Source organism: Poseidonibacter lekithochrous, from assembly GCF_013283835.1.
GTDB lineage: Bacteria > Campylobacterota > Campylobacteria > Campylobacterales > Arcobacteraceae > Poseidonibacter > Poseidonibacter lekithochrous.
Map to the genome: position 1 here is coordinate 3,331,381 of NZ_CP054052.1, position 15,978 is coordinate 3,347,358.

Annotated in this window: 12 protein-coding genes and 6 tRNA genes; 5 read left to right on the forward strand and 13 right to left on the reverse strand. The window is 29.3% G+C overall.

Annotated features, from left to right (window positions below; genetic code table 11):
• Positions 1 to 8: 8 nt before the first annotated feature.
• From ALEK_RS16015 to ALEK_RS16030, 4 genes are all read right to left on the reverse strand, one after another.
• Positions 9 to 185 (reverse strand): hypothetical protein, encoded by a 177-nt coding sequence (locus ALEK_RS16015; protein WP_164072461.1) that lies wholly within the window; start codon positions 183 to 185, stop codon positions 9 to 11.
• 164 nt (positions 186 to 349) lie between these two features.
• A complete protein-coding gene (locus ALEK_RS16020; protein ID WP_083574713.1) occupies positions 350 to 1,894 on the reverse strand; it encodes an HlyD family type I secretion periplasmic adaptor subunit in 1,545 nt (514 codons plus the stop codon).
• A 6-nt stretch (positions 1,895 to 1,900) separates the two neighbouring features.
• Complete coding sequence (locus tag ALEK_RS16025; RefSeq protein WP_083574714.1) at positions 1,901 to 4,054, reverse strand: type I secretion system permease/ATPase; 2,154 nt, start codon at positions 4,052 to 4,054, stop codon at positions 1,901 to 1,903.
• A gap of 22 nt (positions 4,055 to 4,076) precedes the next feature.
• Positions 4,077 to 5,897, reverse strand: coding sequence for a TolC family protein (locus ALEK_RS16030; RefSeq protein WP_071628103.1), 1,821 nt, complete (start codon positions 5,895 to 5,897; stop codon positions 4,077 to 4,079).
• Between the two features lie 219 nt (positions 5,898 to 6,116).
• Here ALEK_RS16030 and ALEK_RS16035 point away from each other — a divergent pair, with 219 nt between their 5' ends.
• Positions 6,117 to 6,830: a response regulator transcription factor gene (locus ALEK_RS16035; protein ID WP_071628104.1), complete on the forward strand. Its 714-nt coding sequence runs from the start codon at positions 6,117 to 6,119 to the stop codon at positions 6,828 to 6,830.
• Between the two features lie 258 nt (positions 6,831 to 7,088).
• Here ALEK_RS16035 and ALEK_RS16040 read toward each other — a convergent pair.
• The 6 genes from ALEK_RS16040 to ALEK_RS16065 all read right to left on the reverse strand — a co-directional run bounded on the left by ALEK_RS16040 (position 7,089) and on the right by ALEK_RS16065 (position 7,941).
• Positions 7,089 to 7,164 (reverse strand) — tRNA-Cys (locus ALEK_RS16040).
• A gap of 53 nt (positions 7,165 to 7,217) precedes the next feature.
• Positions 7,218 to 7,306 (reverse strand) — tRNA-Ser (locus ALEK_RS16045).
• 19 nt (positions 7,307 to 7,325) lie between these two features.
• Positions 7,326 to 7,412 (reverse strand) — tRNA-Leu (locus ALEK_RS16050).
• Positions 7,413 to 7,614: 202 nt separating this feature from the next.
• Positions 7,615 to 7,690: transfer RNA gene (locus ALEK_RS16055), tRNA-Cys, on the reverse strand.
• Between the two features lie 56 nt (positions 7,691 to 7,746).
• Positions 7,747 to 7,835 (reverse strand) — tRNA-Ser (locus ALEK_RS16060).
• Positions 7,836 to 7,854: 19 nt separating this feature from the next.
• Positions 7,855 to 7,941: transfer RNA gene (locus tag ALEK_RS16065), tRNA-Leu, on the reverse strand.
• A gap of 180 nt (positions 7,942 to 8,121) precedes the next feature.
• On the opposite strand from ALEK_RS16065, the gene ilvD reads away from it, so the two are divergent.
• The 4 genes from ilvD to ALEK_RS16085 all read left to right on the forward strand — a co-directional run bounded on the left by ilvD (position 8,122) and on the right by ALEK_RS16085 (position 13,266).
• The gene (gene ilvD, locus ALEK_RS16070; RefSeq protein ID WP_071628238.1) at positions 8,122 to 9,810 is read left to right on the forward strand and encodes a dihydroxy-acid dehydratase; all 1,689 of its coding nucleotides are present in this window, start codon (positions 8,122 to 8,124) and stop codon (positions 9,808 to 9,810) included.
• 120 nt (positions 9,811 to 9,930) lie between these two features.
• Positions 9,931 to 11,349: a Do family serine endopeptidase gene (locus ALEK_RS16075; protein ID WP_071628237.1), complete on the forward strand. Its 1,419-nt coding sequence runs from the start codon at positions 9,931 to 9,933 to the stop codon at positions 11,347 to 11,349.
• Between the two features lie 10 nt (positions 11,350 to 11,359).
• Positions 11,360 to 12,043, forward strand: a complete 684-nt coding sequence (locus tag ALEK_RS16080; RefSeq protein ID WP_173424180.1) for a response regulator transcription factor — start codon at positions 11,360 to 11,362, stop codon at positions 12,041 to 12,043.
• Positions 12,040 to 13,266: an ArsS family sensor histidine kinase gene (locus tag ALEK_RS16085; protein WP_071628235.1), complete on the forward strand. Its 1,227-nt coding sequence runs from the start codon at positions 12,040 to 12,042 to the stop codon at positions 13,264 to 13,266. Before ALEK_RS16080 ends, ALEK_RS16085 begins: the two co-directional genes overlap by 4 nt.
• Here the strand turns inward: ALEK_RS16085 and ALEK_RS16090 are convergent.
• From ALEK_RS16090 to ALEK_RS16100, 3 genes are read right to left on the reverse strand one after another with little or no spacing between them, the layout of a single operon-like run.
• Positions 13,263 to 13,688 carry a hypothetical protein gene (locus tag ALEK_RS16090; protein WP_306341351.1) on the reverse strand — a complete coding sequence of 142 codons (426 nt, stop codon included), beginning with the start codon at positions 13,686 to 13,688 and terminating at the stop codon, positions 13,263 to 13,265. The genes ALEK_RS16085 and ALEK_RS16090 overlap by 4 nt on opposite strands.
• Positions 13,685 to 14,572 (reverse strand): adenosylcobinamide-phosphate synthase CbiB, encoded by an 888-nt coding sequence (cbiB, locus tag ALEK_RS16095; RefSeq protein ID WP_071628234.1) that lies wholly within the window; start codon positions 14,570 to 14,572, stop codon positions 13,685 to 13,687. Before cbiB ends, ALEK_RS16090 begins: the two co-directional genes overlap by 4 nt.
• Positions 14,562 to 15,953: a cobyric acid synthase gene (locus tag ALEK_RS16100; protein ID WP_071628233.1), complete on the reverse strand. Its 1,392-nt coding sequence runs from the start codon at positions 15,951 to 15,953 to the stop codon at positions 14,562 to 14,564. The genes cbiB and ALEK_RS16100 overlap by 11 nt, the downstream gene beginning before the upstream one ends.
• Positions 15,954 to 15,978: the final 25 nt, after the last annotated feature.

Here is a 15,978-nt window from a genome sequence, read left to right on the forward strand (position 1 = left end):
TCTGCTTCTTATATATCTACTACAATTTCTTTATTTATAAATAATTTAACCAATGCTTTATCACCAGTACCGTGATAAACATCATACATTTTGCTATCTAGAATCTCAGACTTATCTTTGATCCATTCATTGCTATGCGTGTCAATTATATTTGCTACCATTTTTTTGTCATTTTTATCTATCATTTTAAACCTTGTTTTAGAAAAAAATATCTTAAGTATATAAATATTATAGGAATAAAGTCTCTAAAAAGTTTTTATAGGAGGAAATAATAAAGAAATTTATCATTTCTTTTAATAATTTAGTAAGTTTTTTTATTAGTGATGAAAAATAAGTTAATTTTACTAACTTATCTTTCGTGTAGAGAGTCTTGTTTTACTTTAAGTATTGGTTTTAATAAGAAGTCTAAAATAGTCTTTTTCCCAGTTACGATATCAACACTAGCAACCATTCCTGGGATAATTGGTAATCTTATTCCTTGTCTTTCAAGGTAGTTTTTGTCAGTTTTAACTAAAACCCTATAATAACTTTTACCTTCTTTTGATTCTTTATCAACAATACTATCTGCTGATATTTCAATAATTTTACCATCTAATCCACCATAAATTGAAAAATCATATGCTGTTATTTTAATAATGGCTTTTTGGCTAGGATTAATAAAAGCAATATCTTTAGGATCAATCTTAGCTTCAACAACTAAGGCATCACTTAAAGGTACAATTTCTATTAATTCCATTCCTGATTGAACAACTCCACCAATAGTATTCAGATTTAATTGTTTAACAATTCCATCAACAGGAGAAGTAATAACTGTTCTTGCAACCTTATCTTCATCCCCTACTAATTTTGCTTCAAATCTATTAATTTGACTTAATGTCTGTTGCAATTCATTTGAAGCTTCTGCTCTAAAAGTATTTATCCTCTCAGAAATTCTATGTTTTGCTTCTGCTATTGCATAAGTAGATCTAGAAATAGATAATCTAGCTGTTTCTAAATCACCTCTTGTTTGGGTATGTTCTTTTTCAATATTTAATAAATCGTATTTAGATTTAATCCCTCTTGCTACAAGTTTTTTTATAGTTTTTCTTTGTTCAATAATAAACTTTAAACTTTGCTCAAGTTTTCTAATATTACTTTCTATCTCTTTTTGTTCTTGAATTTTTTGATTTAATTGAGTATCAAGAACTCTAACTGACGATTTTAATTCTCTAAATTTATTTTCTAGAAAAAGCATTTCTGAAAGGTCATATCTTGAAGGATCTTCAATAACTTTTTTATCAAACTTTACTTTTGGTAAAGGTTTATTTATTTCTATATTTGATTCTATTACAAGTCTAGTTTTTAAAGCTAAAAGAGAATAATACTCTTGTAAACTTTCTTCTAATGTAGCTTGAAACCTTGTAGTATCAATCTTCATTAAAGAGTCACCTTTTTTTACTGTTTGTCCTTCTTTTACAGATATCTCAGAAATAATACCACCATCTAAAGATTGAACCGTTTGAATTTTATCAGTTGGGATAACTTTACCATTTCCTCTTGCTAATTCATCAATTTGAGCAAAAGTAGCCCATAATAAAAATGATATGAAAATACCAACTACTAATAAAAAAACATAATTAGCTCGACTAGAAGGTTCTTCATTAGATGCAGAATAACTTGAATAAACAAAATCTAAATCTTCTTCTTCATTAGATAAGCCATATAATCTTCTTACCCAATTAAAAAAACCTCTTTTTTTTACCTTTTTTACCTCTTCAACAGAATCATCATCATTTTGAGTTAAAGTATCTTCTAGTTTTTTTTCTTCAGTAGTTTTAGTACTTGAAGAATCAACATCAACAATAGTTAAATGATCTGGATTTTCAATTATTTCTTCTTTTTTTTCAATATCCATAATTACCTACTTTGTCGTAAATACTTCATTTTTTGGTCCATCAACAACAACTTGCCCATTTTCTACAATAATAACTCTATCAACCAATTGAAGTAAAGAAGTTTTGTGAGTAACCACAATCAAAGTCTTATTATCAACTATTTCTTTCATTTTCTTAATAAATGATTTCTCAGTTTGTCTATCCATTGAGTTAGTTGGCTCATCAAGCATAATAATATTAGGATCAGAGATTAAAGCTCTTGCTAATGTTACAGATTGTCTCTCTCCACCTGATAAACCTTCACCTCTCTCACCTACTAATAAATCATATCCAGCTTCATGTTTACCTAGAAATTCATCTAGTCCTGCAATTTTTGAAACTCTTAAAAGTTCTTCATCAGAAACATATTGTTCCCCAATAGTTAGGTTATCTTTAATTGTACCCATGAATAAAAATGGTTCTTGAGGAACTGAACCAATTGCATGTCTTAAATCAGTTGGGTCAATTTGTCTAGTATCTAAACCATCCACTAAAACGGAACCTTTTGTCGGTTCGTATAAATTCATAATTAATTTTAAAAGAGTTGATTTTCCAGAACCAATTTTTCCTAAAATAGCAACTCGCTCACCTTGTTTAATAGTAAGATTAATATTTTTTAGAGTTTCATGATTTTGATCTTTATAAGAAAAATTAAGATCTTTTAACTGAATACTACCCTTTAGATTTGGTCTACTAATATAACTTTTATTCTCTTTTTCAACAGGCATTTTCATAATTTCATCAAGATTATTTAGAGATAACATTGTTTTATCAAACTTAATTATCATTCCAACTAATTGAGAAACAGGAGCAATTACTCTTCCATTTAATATCATCGCGGCAATGATTGCACCCATTGTAATTTCACCATCTTGAGCTAAATAAACTCCACCTGCAACAATAGCAATGTTAGAAAACTGAGAAATAAAAGCAGTAAAATAAGTAATACTTTGAGATAAAAAATGACTCTTATCAGAATAATGTACTGTTTTATTAATCGAATTATCCCAATGTGTTTTCATTCTATTTTGAGCTTTTACACTTTTAATAATTTCTAATCCAGATACTGCTTCGATTAAAGTTGTTTGTTTGATCTGTTCTTCTTTTACAGATTTTTCAATTAAGGACTTTAAAGGTTTTTGCATATACCAAGATAATAAAATAGAAATAAGTACCGTAAATACTGTGATATAAGCAAGTGGCCCTGCTATATAAATTATTACTACAATAAAAATCAATACAAAAGGTAGATCAACAACAGCCGTGATTGTGGCACTTGTAAAGAATTCTCTAACACTTTCAAAAGACTGTAATCTACTAATAAACTGCCCTGTTGAAGAGGGTTTTGCATCCATTTTAATATTTAAGAGATGATTAAAAATCATATTAGACATTACCGTATCTGCTCGTTTACTAGCAATTCCTAAAAAATGGGATCTTAAAACTTTTAGTATAAAATCAAAAACCATAACAATAGTAATTCCAAAAAATAATACCCATAATGTTTCAATTGCATTATTTGGTAAAACTCTATCATAAACATTCATTGTAAAAAGAGGTGTAGCTAAAATAAAAATATTAATAAATAAAGATACAATCATTACTTGTTTGTAAATACCTTTATTTCTGAACATTGTTCCCCAAAACCATTCTTTTGGATTTTCAACAACAACTTCTTTTTCAATTCTATTATTAAAATTGTATTCTGGTTTTATAATAATTACTTCACCATTAAACTCAGATTCTAGTTTAGAAATAGACATACTTGTTTCACCAGTACTTAGACCTGGCAAAATTACACTTGCAGTATCGTTTTCTAAATCATAGTCAAGTAAAACACAGGCTCTATTCTTTTTTAGAATTAAAACAGAAGGTAAAGCAAGTTTTGTAATGTCATTAAGATTATTTCGTTTTACAGTTTTAGTTATTAAACCAATTTTTTGAGCAGCTTCTTGGAACATAGATATGTTCATTGAAGTATTATGAATAGGCAACCCAAAAGTTACAGACTCTGCAGAAGTCTCCCTTTTGTGATACTTAGACAAAAAAAGTAGACAACCAAGAAGGTCATCTACTTTTCTTCTGTCTTTTAGATTTTTTAATGTTTCATTTCCAATTTGCGTTGAATCATTATTTTCCAATCTATACCTTTATTTAAAATTCCTAGTGATATTTTGCATATAATTTTTGATGTTTATCTACATTGTCGATATAAGGTCCACCTGCTTTTATAGCTTCAGGTAAATTTGATAATGCAATTTTTGCTTCTTTTATTGAAGTAAATATACCATAAAGAACCTTTGCACTTTTCATTTCAGGTCCAAATTCATAAGTAAATGAAGAGCCTTCATCTAAGCCTCTTTCATTAACATAATTTTTAGCTTGAGATAAACCATTAGTTGTAGCAATATTAATTGTATAGTTTTCTGATGATGTATTTAAAAATGCTGGTTCATCCTCGCTAGAAGTTTCCATACTAGAATCAGCAAGTAAATCTTCTTCAGGAGATTTTTCTGTACTTTCATCTAATTCAAGTTCAGCTTCTTCAATTTTCTCTTTTTCAGACTCATTAGCTAAATCATCACCTAATAAAGCACTTAATTCATCAGAAACATCTTCTTCTTTTGGAATCATTTCTTTTTTGTTTTCTATTTTTTTATCTTGAGAAACAATACACGCTTTAACATCTGATTCCAAAACTGATTTTGTAAGAGTAGATAATGAATTTAATAAAGTATAATAATTTGAGTATAATTCAAATTCTCTGTTAACTAAACTTTTTTCAGCTTCATATAAAACTGTTTGAGCATCTAAGATATCAACAAAAGTTCTAGTACCAGATTCAAATTCACTTTTATATACTTCTACAATATTTTCATTTGCATATACATATTTTTTTAGAATTTCTATTCTTTCTTTATTTTTTTTGTATCTTTGATAAACTACTTTTACTTCTTCAACAACTTTTTTAGTAATTGAATCTAATCTTTCTTTTTGTTCTGATAAGAAAACATCTTCTTGTTTAGAAACAGCATGATCTCCACTACCATTATAAAGATTCCAAGCTAAAGTAATTCGACCAAAGGCTTGATTTTCAACACCCTCTTCATTTAATGATAAATCATTATCAGTTATAGCTTTTAATTCAAGATTTAACGTAGGTAAAAATGCAGCATCAGCTTGTGCTATTTTTTCTCTTTGAGCTTTAATTCTTTCGATTTGCTCTTGAACTTCATAATTATTTAATACAGCTTGTCTAACTGTTTCTTGTAATGTTTTTGGAATATGTAATTCATTAATTGAAGGTCTACACTCTTTTCCATCAGATTCCATACCAACATATCTTTTAAATGTGCTGTTTCGTGAACTTTTAATATCTCTTTCTTCAAGATATTTTTCTTTTACAAAACTAAGTTTTGATTCTACTTGATATGTTTCTAGGATTTCACCACTTATTGCTTCTTTTTCTTTTGCAATTGCTAAGTTTTCTTCATTTGTTGCAATCATTACTTGAGTTAAACCAAGAAGTTCTCTATATTGAACTAATCCTGTATATGCATTGATTGTTTGAAAAATTACATCATCAATATTTTTATCTGTTCTATATTTGTTTGCTAAATTGTTGTATTCTGCTTCTCTTACTTGACTAGGAGTTAAATCACCATCATATAAAATCTGATTAAGAGCAATACCAAAATTGTATCCATCTTCTTGATCTGAGCCATCAGAGTTAGCAGATGTTTTATCATATTGCTTATCAGAAGTACTTTGTTCAACTCTACCATCTAAATCAATTCTAGGGTAGAAATTTCCTTCTCTTTCATCAATATAATATTTAAAGGCATCTTTATTCTTTTTCTCAGCAATAACTTCTGGATTCTTTTCTAATACTCTTTGCACAGACTCTTTTAAACTTAAGCCGTATAACGAAGATGAAGCTAGAAAAGAAAGACATGTAAATTTAAATAGTTTTTTAATATACATTTATTCTCCTATGATTTTAACAAATACAAATATAATTTTAAAAGTTACTTTATTGAATTTCGTCTTAATAAGTGGTTAATTTTTACAAAAACATACGCTTTTCTTAAAATTTAATGAATTATACCATAAATAATAAAAAAAAAGATCATTTATTATGTATATAAGTAATGTCAAATCATAAATATTATAAGATGAATAATTATTAAAAAAAGGTCCTTTATGGCTGAAAATCATGAAAATCAAAATCTTTCTAACATTCTTAAAAAATTAACTATTTTATATATAGAAGATGAACAAAACATCAGAGAAAATGTAAAAAAAGTTTTATTACTTTTATGTGAAAATGTTTTTGATGTAGAAAGTGTAAATGATGCCAAGTCCATACTAGAAAACAATCGTATTGACATTATAATTTCAGATATAAATCTACCAGGAGAAAATGGTTTAGATTTTATTGAAAGTATTAGAACAGTTGATAAGATTATTCCGGTTATTTTACTTAGTGCTTATACTGATACAAAATACCTATTAGCCGCTACTAAACTGAAATTAATTGACTATTTAACAAAACCAATTGACTTTAAAATACTTAATAATGCTTTACATAAATGTGTTCAAGATATTGTTGATAGTTCAAGGTATATAATATCTTTTTCAAAGAAAATTCAATATAACGTTTTATATAAAAAATTATATGATAGTCAATCAGAAATCGAAATTACATTAACTGCAAAAGAGCTAGAATTATTAGACTATTTAATTCTACATAGTAACAGAATTGTTTCTCAAGATGAATTAAAAAACAATATATGGAAAGACTCTTTTGACGCTACAGATTCTGCTTTAAAAAACCTACTAAATAAACTAAGAAAAAAAATTGGTAAAGAATCAATTATTAATATTTCTGGGGTTGGATATCGCTTAGATATTTAATTAAAAGTTATTTAAAAATAATTATTTAATGAGTATTATTTTCCATTACTTTTACAATAAAAATATTGTATATATACGTTATTAATGATGTTATTAACAATTATTTTATTCTACACATTTTCCTAATCTACATAATAGATAATTATTTTAGTTTTTAGAAATTATATTTTGTAAATTTTACAAAGCTTTGAATAGTTATTTATGATTTAATATTGAATTAATTTGAAAAAATAAGATTTTTGGATTATCATTTGATAATGGAGGAGCTAGTCGGACTCGAACCAACGCATACCGGATTTGCAATCCGGGGCATTACCAGCTTTGCTATAGCTCCAATTAAATAAGAATAAATCACAACAGTTAAAAAAAGATGATTTATTTAAATTATGGCAGAGAGTGGGGGATTCGAACCCCCGGAGGCGTGAACCTCGCCGGTTTTCAAAACCGGTACATTCGACCAACTCTGTCAACTCTCTAGCAATAAATTTTGTATAGTGGTGCGAATGGTCGGAATCGAACCGACACTCCGAAACCGGAATTGGATTTTAAGTCCAACGCGTCTACCTATTCCGCCACACTCGCACTATTTGGTAGTCACTAAGAAGTGTTCTTCTTAATTTGGACGGGAATTATAATAGGTTTTTTTCCTTTTGTCAATTAAAAATAGATTAAATTTTGTTTTTTTTGTGAATTTGTAAAATATAAGTATATAAGACAATATAAATATAGTTTTTGTATTTTGATTAGGTTTTTTAGTATTTGAAATTATCAATTGAGAATGAAATGGAGGAGCTAGTCGGACTCGAACCAACGCATACCGGATTTGCAATCCGGGGCATTACCAGCTTTGCTATAGCTCCAATGTAAATAAGAATAAATCATAACAGTTATAAAAAAGGATGATTTATTTAAATTATGGCAGAGAGTGGGGGATTCGAACCCCCGGAGGCGTGAACCTCGCCGGTTTTCAAAACCGGTACATTCGACCAACTCTGTCAACTCTCTAGCAATAAATTTTGTATAGTGGTGCGAATGGTCGGAATCGAACCGACACTCCGAAACCGGAATTGGATTTTAAGTCCAACGCGTCTACCTATTCCGCCACACTCGCACTATTTGGTAGTCACTAAGAAGTGTTCTTCTTAATTTGGACTGGAATTATAATAGCTTTTTCTTTTATTGTCAAGGGTTTTTTGAAAAACTTTTCAAATTTACATATCTCACCGTTTTCTTAATAGAATAAATGTATAATATCTGCAATTTAATATGTACATATATAAAAGGATAGACATTGAGAAGTGATGAAATAAAAAAAGGATTTGATAGAACACCTCATAGGTCACTATTAAGAGCTACAGGTTTACAAGACGAAGATTTTGATAAGCCATTTATTGGGGTAGCAAACTCATTTATTGAGTTAATCCCAGGACACTTTTTCTTAGATAAAGTATCTGCAATTATAAAAGATGAAATCAAAAAAAATGGATGTGTTCCATTTGAATTTAATACTATTGGTGTAGATGACGGTATTGCAATGGGTCATGACGGGATGTTATTCTCGTTACCTTCAAGAGAACTAATTGCAAACTCTATTGAAACTGTAATGAATGCACACAAATTAGATGCAATGATTGCAATTCCAAACTGTGACAAAATTGTTCCAGGTATGATTATGGGTGCATTAAGAGTAGATGTTCCTACTGTATTCGTATCAGGTGGACCAATGCAAAAAGGTCACACAAAAGACGGTGTTCCAATTGACTTAGCAACTGCTTTTGAAGCTGTTGGTCAACATGAAGCTGGTGAAATGTCTGATGAAGACTTAAAAGATATCGAGTGTAATGCATGTCCAAGTGGTGGTTCATGTTCTGGTATGTTTACTGCAAACTCTATGAATACATTAATGGAAGCTATGGGTATTGCTCTTCCAGGAAATGGAACAATCTTAGCTTTAACTCCTGAGAGAGAAGTATTATATAGACAAGCTGCTAGAAGAATTTGTGAAATTGCTAAAGATGAACAAGCAAGAGAAAAATTCAAATTAAGAAATATTCTTAATGAAAATGCAGTAAGAAATGCATTTGCTGTTGATATGGCAATGGGTGGTTCTTCAAACACTGTATTACATATGTTAGCAATCGCAAGAGAAGCAGATGTAAACTTTAACTTAGAAGATATTAATAAAATCTCTAAAAGAGTTTCTCATATTGCTAAAATTTCTCCATCTTTATCTACTGTTCACATGGAAGATATTAATAAAGCTGGTGGTGTAAACGCAGTAATGAAAGAGATGAGTAAAAGAGGCGATGATATTTTACTTGATAACTTAACTATTATGGGTGAATCAACTTTAGAAAAAATTGCTGACGCTTATATTAAAGATACAAATATTATTCATACTATTGATAATCCATATTCTGATGTTGGTGGATTAGCTATTTTATATGGTAACCTAGCTGAGCAAGGTGCTGTAATTAAAACTGCTGGTATCACAGGTGCAAGAGCACTTTCTGGTAAAGCTGTATGTTTTGATGGACAAGCTGAAGCTATTGCTGGAATCATTGGTGGTAAAGTTACTCACGGTGATGTTGTAGTAATTAGATATGAAGGTCCAAGAGGTGGTCCAGGTATGCAAGAGATGCTTGCACCTACTTCATTAATCATGGGTATGGGTATGGGTGACACTGTTGCTCTTATTACTGATGGTAGATTCTCTGGAGCTACAAGAGGTGCTTCAATTGGTCACGTATCACCTGAAGCTGCTGAAGGTGGAATGATCGGATTATTAGAAGATGGAGATATTATTAACATTGATGTTGATGCATATTTATTATCTGTAGATTTATCTGATGAAGAAATAGCTAAAAGAAAAGCAAACTTCACTCCTATTAAAAAACCACTAAACTCAAAGTGGTTAGGACAATATAGAGCACTAGTTACGAATGCAAGTTCAGGTGCTGTTTTAAAAACTGACTTATAACAACCAATAAATCGAGGCTTCGCGCCTTGGTTTATATTAACTTTTTATTAACTATTGATTGAAAAATAGTTTACATTTATACCCTACAATTATTTAATCAAAAATTCAAAAGGATATATTGTGAAGAAAAAACTTTTGTTAGCTTCCACTTTAATCGCTAGTCAACTATTCGCAGAGTCAATTAACTTTGATATGATGGAAAAAAATCCAACTAGAGTTGCCCCAAATTCTGCAAACCAAATTTTATCTTTTAATAATAGTATTAAAAAATCAATGAATTCAATTGTAAATATTTCAGCAAAAAGACATGTTGATGCAAGTACACAAAACTTACCATTACAAATGTTTAATGATCCATTTTTCAAAAGATTTTTTGGAGACCAATTTGGTAACCAGTTTAAACAAAATAGAGTACAAAGATCACTAGGTTCTGGTGTTATTGTTTCTAAGAATGGATATATTGTTACAAATAATCATGTAATTGAAAATGCAGAAGAAATCTCTGTAACTATTGGAACTGATACTACTGAATATAATGCAAAATTAATCGGTAGAGATTCAGATAGTGATATTGCTGTAATCAAAATTGAAGCAAAAAACTTATCACCTATTAAACTAGGACATTCTAAATCACTTAAGATTGCAGATATGATTTTTGCTATTGGTAATCCATTTGGTATCGGTAGTACGGTAACTCAAGGTATTATTTCAGCATTGAATAAAAATAAAGTTGGAATCAATAGATATGAAAACTATATCCAAACAGATGCTTCTATTAACCCAGGAAACTCTGGTGGAGCTTTAGTAGATTCTCGTGGTGCTTTAATTGGTATTAACACTGCTATTATTTCTAAATCTGGTGGAAACAACGGAATTGGATTTGCAATTCCGGTAGATATGGTAAGAGATGTAGTTAAAAAACTAGTTTCTGATGGTAAAGTGACAAGAGGTTACCTTGGTGTTTCAATTAGTGATTTAGATCAGTCATTAGAAAAAGTTTACAATCATAAAAAAGGTGCTTTAGTTTTAGATGTATCTCCTGATTCTCCTGCTTCTAAATATGGTCTTAAAAGAGGTGATTTAATTTATACAATCAACTCTAAAAAAATTACTGATAGAACTTCATTACAAAATGTTGTTGCATCATTTAAACCAAATCAAAAAGTTGCTATTGAAGTTGAAAGAGATAAGAAAAATATCAAATTAGACATTGTATTAGGAAATAGAGATTCTCTTGTTCATGTACAATCTAACAATGGTAGAGTTCTTGGTGGATTAAAACTAGCTGCAATTGATGTAAATATGAAAAAACAATTTAGATTAACTCCTGATGCAAGTGGAATTTTAATCTCTGATGTTGCTCCTAAGTCAAAAGCAGAAAAAACTGGTTTCCAATCAGGAGATATTATCATTCAAATTGAAGATATTGAAATTAAAAACTTTGCAAACATTGAAACAGCATTAACTAAATACAATAATAAACACAAAAGAGTATATGTTAATAGATATGGTCAAACAATTCTATTCGTAACTAAATAAAGGATTCGTCATAATTAAAGTACTAATGATAGAAGATGATTTAGAGTTAGCTCAAATCATCAGTGATTATTTAGCATCATTTGATATAGAGGTAACTAACACAGATAGTCCATATAATGGATTATCTATGCTTAGTATTGATAAAGATTATAAACTTCTAATTTTAGATTTAACACTACCAGAAATAGATGGTTTAGAGTTAATTCCAAAAATCAGAGAAAAATCTGAAATACCTATTATCATTTCAAGTGCAAGAGATGATATCTTGGACAAAGTAATGGGATTAGAGCGAGGTGCCGATGATTATCTTCCAAAACCTTATAATCCAAGAGAATTACAAGCAAGAATCAAAACTATTTTAAAAAGAGTAGATACACTAAATCCTGAATCAAAAAAAGATGAAGTATCAAATTCTGTTTTTGAAGTAAAAGAAGATGATATGCAGATTATTTTTCAAGATAATTCTCTAGTTCTTACTTTAGCTGAATATGATATTTTAAAACTACTTATTCAAAGAAATGGTGGGGTTGTAGCTAGAGAAGATTTCATTTATGCTAGTGACCATATTGAAGATGATTCATCACTGAAAAATATTGATGTAATTATCTCTAGAATTAGAACAAAACTTGGAAAAGTTGATAAATCAAGAACTTACATTAAATCTGTAAGAGGGATAGGATATCAATTAGTATGATAAGACATATCTCAATTTCTGCCTTTATTAATATAATATTTTCATTAGCCTTTGTTGCTGTGATAATTACTTTTTCAATATTTATTAACTTTGATAAACAAAGACATGAGATTACCTTACAAAATAGATATGAACTAATTGCGGAGAATTTTTTAAGTACTTTTCAGAATTTTCCAACATCTGAAGCTTTATTAAAACTATTCAAAAAATTCAAAGTAAAACCTATTGATGATAGAGATCATAAACTTGAAATCATCAAACAAGCCCAAGAACTTACTATTACTCAAAACTATTTAGGAACTTATAGAGTTTATAAATACAATCAAAACTACTATATTTATGTTCAACAATATGGTTATAACATCATGTTAAAAGATGTAAGAAATCATAACTATAGTTTTGCCATTATTATCATTGCTATGATTTTATCTTTAGTTACTTTACTATTTTTATATATGACATTAAAAAGAAAACTTTTGCCATTAAGACTACTTAATAAACAAATTATTGAATTTTCAAATGGTAATAAAGATATCAAAATTAGAAGTGTAAGTAATGATGAAATAGGAACTATTGCAAAAAGTTTTAATGAAGCTATTACTATTATAAGCAATCAGACTAAATCAAAAGATTTGTTTATGCGGAATATGATGCATGAGCTTAAAACACCAATTACAAAAGCCATGTTTATTGCAGAAACACTAGATGATGATAAAACAAGAGAAAATCTTCAGAAAGCATTTAGAAGAATGGATGATATTATCAAAGAGCTTGCAACAGTAGAGAAGCTAACTTCACATAATAGAATGATCTACAAAGAGAACTCATCTTTCTTTAATATCTATAATAAAACATTAGAAATCATGATGGTAAGTCCTGAGAATATTGCTTCAAAAATTAGAGATTTTAAATTTGATGTTGATATTTATATGTTCTCTATTGCGTTAAAAAACTTGATTGATAATGCTATTAAATTCTCACCAAATAAAAAAGCAATTATTATTGCTTCAAAAGAAGAGATAAATATTAGCTCACAGGGTGAACCTTTGAGCAATGAACTAGAGTATTATACAGAGGCATTTTGTCAAGAAGAAAAAAGAAGTGATGGATTTGGACTTGGTCTTTATATTGTAAAGACTATTGTAAATCTACATGGTTACAAACTAAAATATTATTATGAAAATGGTAAAAACCACTTTGTTATAAAGATGATAGAGGATTAAGAACCTCTAACATCTTTCATAACTTCAAACCAATCCCGTGAGAATTTGTTTTTAATATACTTGGCCCTATGAGGCACAATACAGCCAGAACAGTTTTGGTGAATATAATCATCCCCTTTATACTGAGCTCCGTCTTTTGAGTTGATATTACACTTTGAAAATAGTGTTCTACCTTCAACTTCTTCGAAACCTTCCATCTTAAATCTAAAGTTTGGACAGGCACATAAGTAGCAGTTTAAATCTTCGTAATCATGGCACTTTTTATTGTCTTTGTATAAAGGACAAAAATCAGGTTCATTCTTAACCATGTTGTCAAATCTAAAATACTCTATAACCTCATCAATTGATTTATCAGTTAGTTTCTTCATTACATTTGCATGAAGGTTACCTTGCTGTATAAACCACTCTTCATAAGTCATCATAGTACTCCTAAAATTAATACAATTATTATAAATATATCTAGTTTTCTTTTTATTGATAATGCATTTAGCACATCATAATTTTCTATTATTTCTCTACCTCTACCAAAAAACGGCTTTTCTTTTAGTTTCCCAAAATAAGAAGTAGGACCGCCAAGTTTAACACCTAAACCTAAAGCAATAGCTGAGATAGGAAGTCCTGCATTTAAACTATCATGTTTTTTCCCAAACTTCCCAAACTCTATAAGTGCTGATCTTGAGAAGAAAAATAGAGCTATCAACACTGCTGTAATCCTAGCTGGTATATAATTTACTATATCATCTAATATAGCAGATACTTTACCAAAGTTCTCATATTTTTCATTTCTATAACCTACCATAGAATCTAAGGTATTAATAGCTTTATATACATAAGCACCCACTATTCCAAAACATATAAGATAAAACAAGGGAGCTATTACTCCATCACTTAAGTTCTCGCTGTATGTCTCAACTGCTGCTTTGTTTACATCACTATTAGACATCTCACTTGTATCACGACTTACTAAATATGAAATCTTTTGTTTCTTCACATCCAAGTCATCACTACTTACTATATCTTTTACACTGTCATATAACATCTTTGAAGCTAGTGTAAAAGAAGCTAAGAAACCTTGAACTACTACGTTATCAATTAGTGATAAAATATATGAGATTACAAATACTACTAATACTGTGGAGATAGTTAAAAAAGAACCTCTTAAAATTGAGTCCTTATAAAACTTCTTTTGAAACCAAGAGATATAATTTCCTATTAGAATAATTGGATGTTTGATAAACTTTAGTTTTTCAAACTCTCCAAAAACTAAATCAAGAACATAAGCTATTAAAGCAATACTATAAAACACTCTGCTCTATCCTCTCCACATCTAGTCTACTTCTCATTTCATCTATAAAAGTATCTACTGTATTCTTCTTATACTGCTCAAAGCTATAACCTACATAATTCTCATTAATTGATTTGAAATACTCTGTTCTGAACTTATCATTATCAAAGATACCATGTACAAATGTTCCTTTGAACTTATTAGACTCATAAGATAAAGGATACTTATCGCAAACTCCATGATGTATCTCAAAACCTTCTATTTTACAATCAAACAAATCATATGATTGTTTCTTTAAAACCTTTTGTTTCTCGAACACTATATTCTCGGGAATTAATCCAAAGCCTTCTTCCACTAAAGGCTCGCTATTTTCTAAAGCATACTTATCATTAAGTGTTTCGAACATCATCTCATATCCACCACAAACAGTACAAATATGCCCTTTGTAGTTTTTGATTTGATCAAATAGTCCCATATCTTTTAACCATTTTAAATCTTTGATTACTAGTTTTGAACCAGGAAGAATTACTAAATCAAACTTATCAAGAGAAAGATTATAATCTACAAACTCTACAAATACCTCATCATCAGCGATTAGAGGCTCTATATCGTTATAATTACTCATAAAAGGATATGAGATAACAGCAACATCTAGTTTTTTCTTCTGTGGGTTTTGTACGAAGTTTTTCAAAGATGCAGAGTCCTCAAATCCTAAGTTAAACGGAATATATGGTAATACTCCTAATACTGGAATTTTAAACTCTTCTTCGATGATTCTAATACCTTCATCAAAAAGTGATAGGTCACCTCTGAACTTATTCACTATTACACCTACTACATTATTTCGCAGTTTCTCTGGTAATAAGTGATAAACTCCATATATAGAAGCAAATACTCCACCCTTCTCTATATCTGCTACTAAGATAATCTTTGTATTGTATTCGTTCGCTATAAAGATATTTGATAAGTCTTTATCCATTAGATTTAACTCTACTGGACTTCCTGCACCTTCGTTTACTACTATGTCATACTTATCATCTAAGTACTCATAACATCTCTTAACTGCTGGTTTTAGTAAGTCTAAATCTCTATAGTATTCTAATACATGTTTATTAGCTACTACTTGTCCCTCAACTATAAGTGAAGCAGAACTTCCTCGACCTGATTTTAAAAGTACTGGGTTTAGATGATATGATGTTTCAACTCCTAATACTTCAGATTGAAAGTACTGGGCTATTGCTATTTCACTACCATCATCACATACATGTGAGTTATTAGATACATTTTGTGCTTTAAAAGGAGCTACTTTGTATCCTAAGTCTTGTAGTATTCTTGCTATTACAAATGTTATAGTTGATTTTCCAGCATCAGAGCTTGTGCCAAAGATAGAGATGTTTTTCATTTTAGTCCCACGATTATAAATTGTG

What these genes read in the sequence shown, in the direction of transcription:
- ALEK_RS16100 (WP_071628233.1), bottom strand. Translation starts at nt 15,953, where the DNA reads ATGAAAAACATCTCTATCTTTGGCACAAGCTCTGATGCTGGAAAATCA.
- ALEK_RS16090 (WP_306341351.1), bottom strand. Translation starts at nt 13,688, where the DNA reads ATGATGACTTATGAAGAGTGGTTTATACAGCAAGGTAACCTTCATGCA.
- ALEK_RS16015 (WP_164072461.1), bottom strand. Translation starts at nt 185, where the DNA reads ATGATAGATAAAAATGACAAAAAAATGGTAGCAAATATAATTGACACG.
- ALEK_RS16085 (WP_071628235.1), top strand. Translation starts at nt 12,040, where the DNA reads ATGATAAGACATATCTCAATTTCTGCCTTTATTAATATAATATTTTCA.
- ALEK_RS16030 (WP_071628103.1), bottom strand. Translation starts at nt 5,897, where the DNA reads ATGTATATTAAAAAACTATTTAAATTTACATGTCTTTCTTTTCTAGCT.
- ALEK_RS16020 (WP_083574713.1), bottom strand. Translation starts at nt 1,894, where the DNA reads ATGGATATTGAAAAAAAAGAAGAAATAATTGAAAATCCAGATCATTTA.
- ALEK_RS16035 (WP_071628104.1), top strand. Translation starts at nt 6,117, where the DNA reads ATGGCTGAAAATCATGAAAATCAAAATCTTTCTAACATTCTTAAAAAA.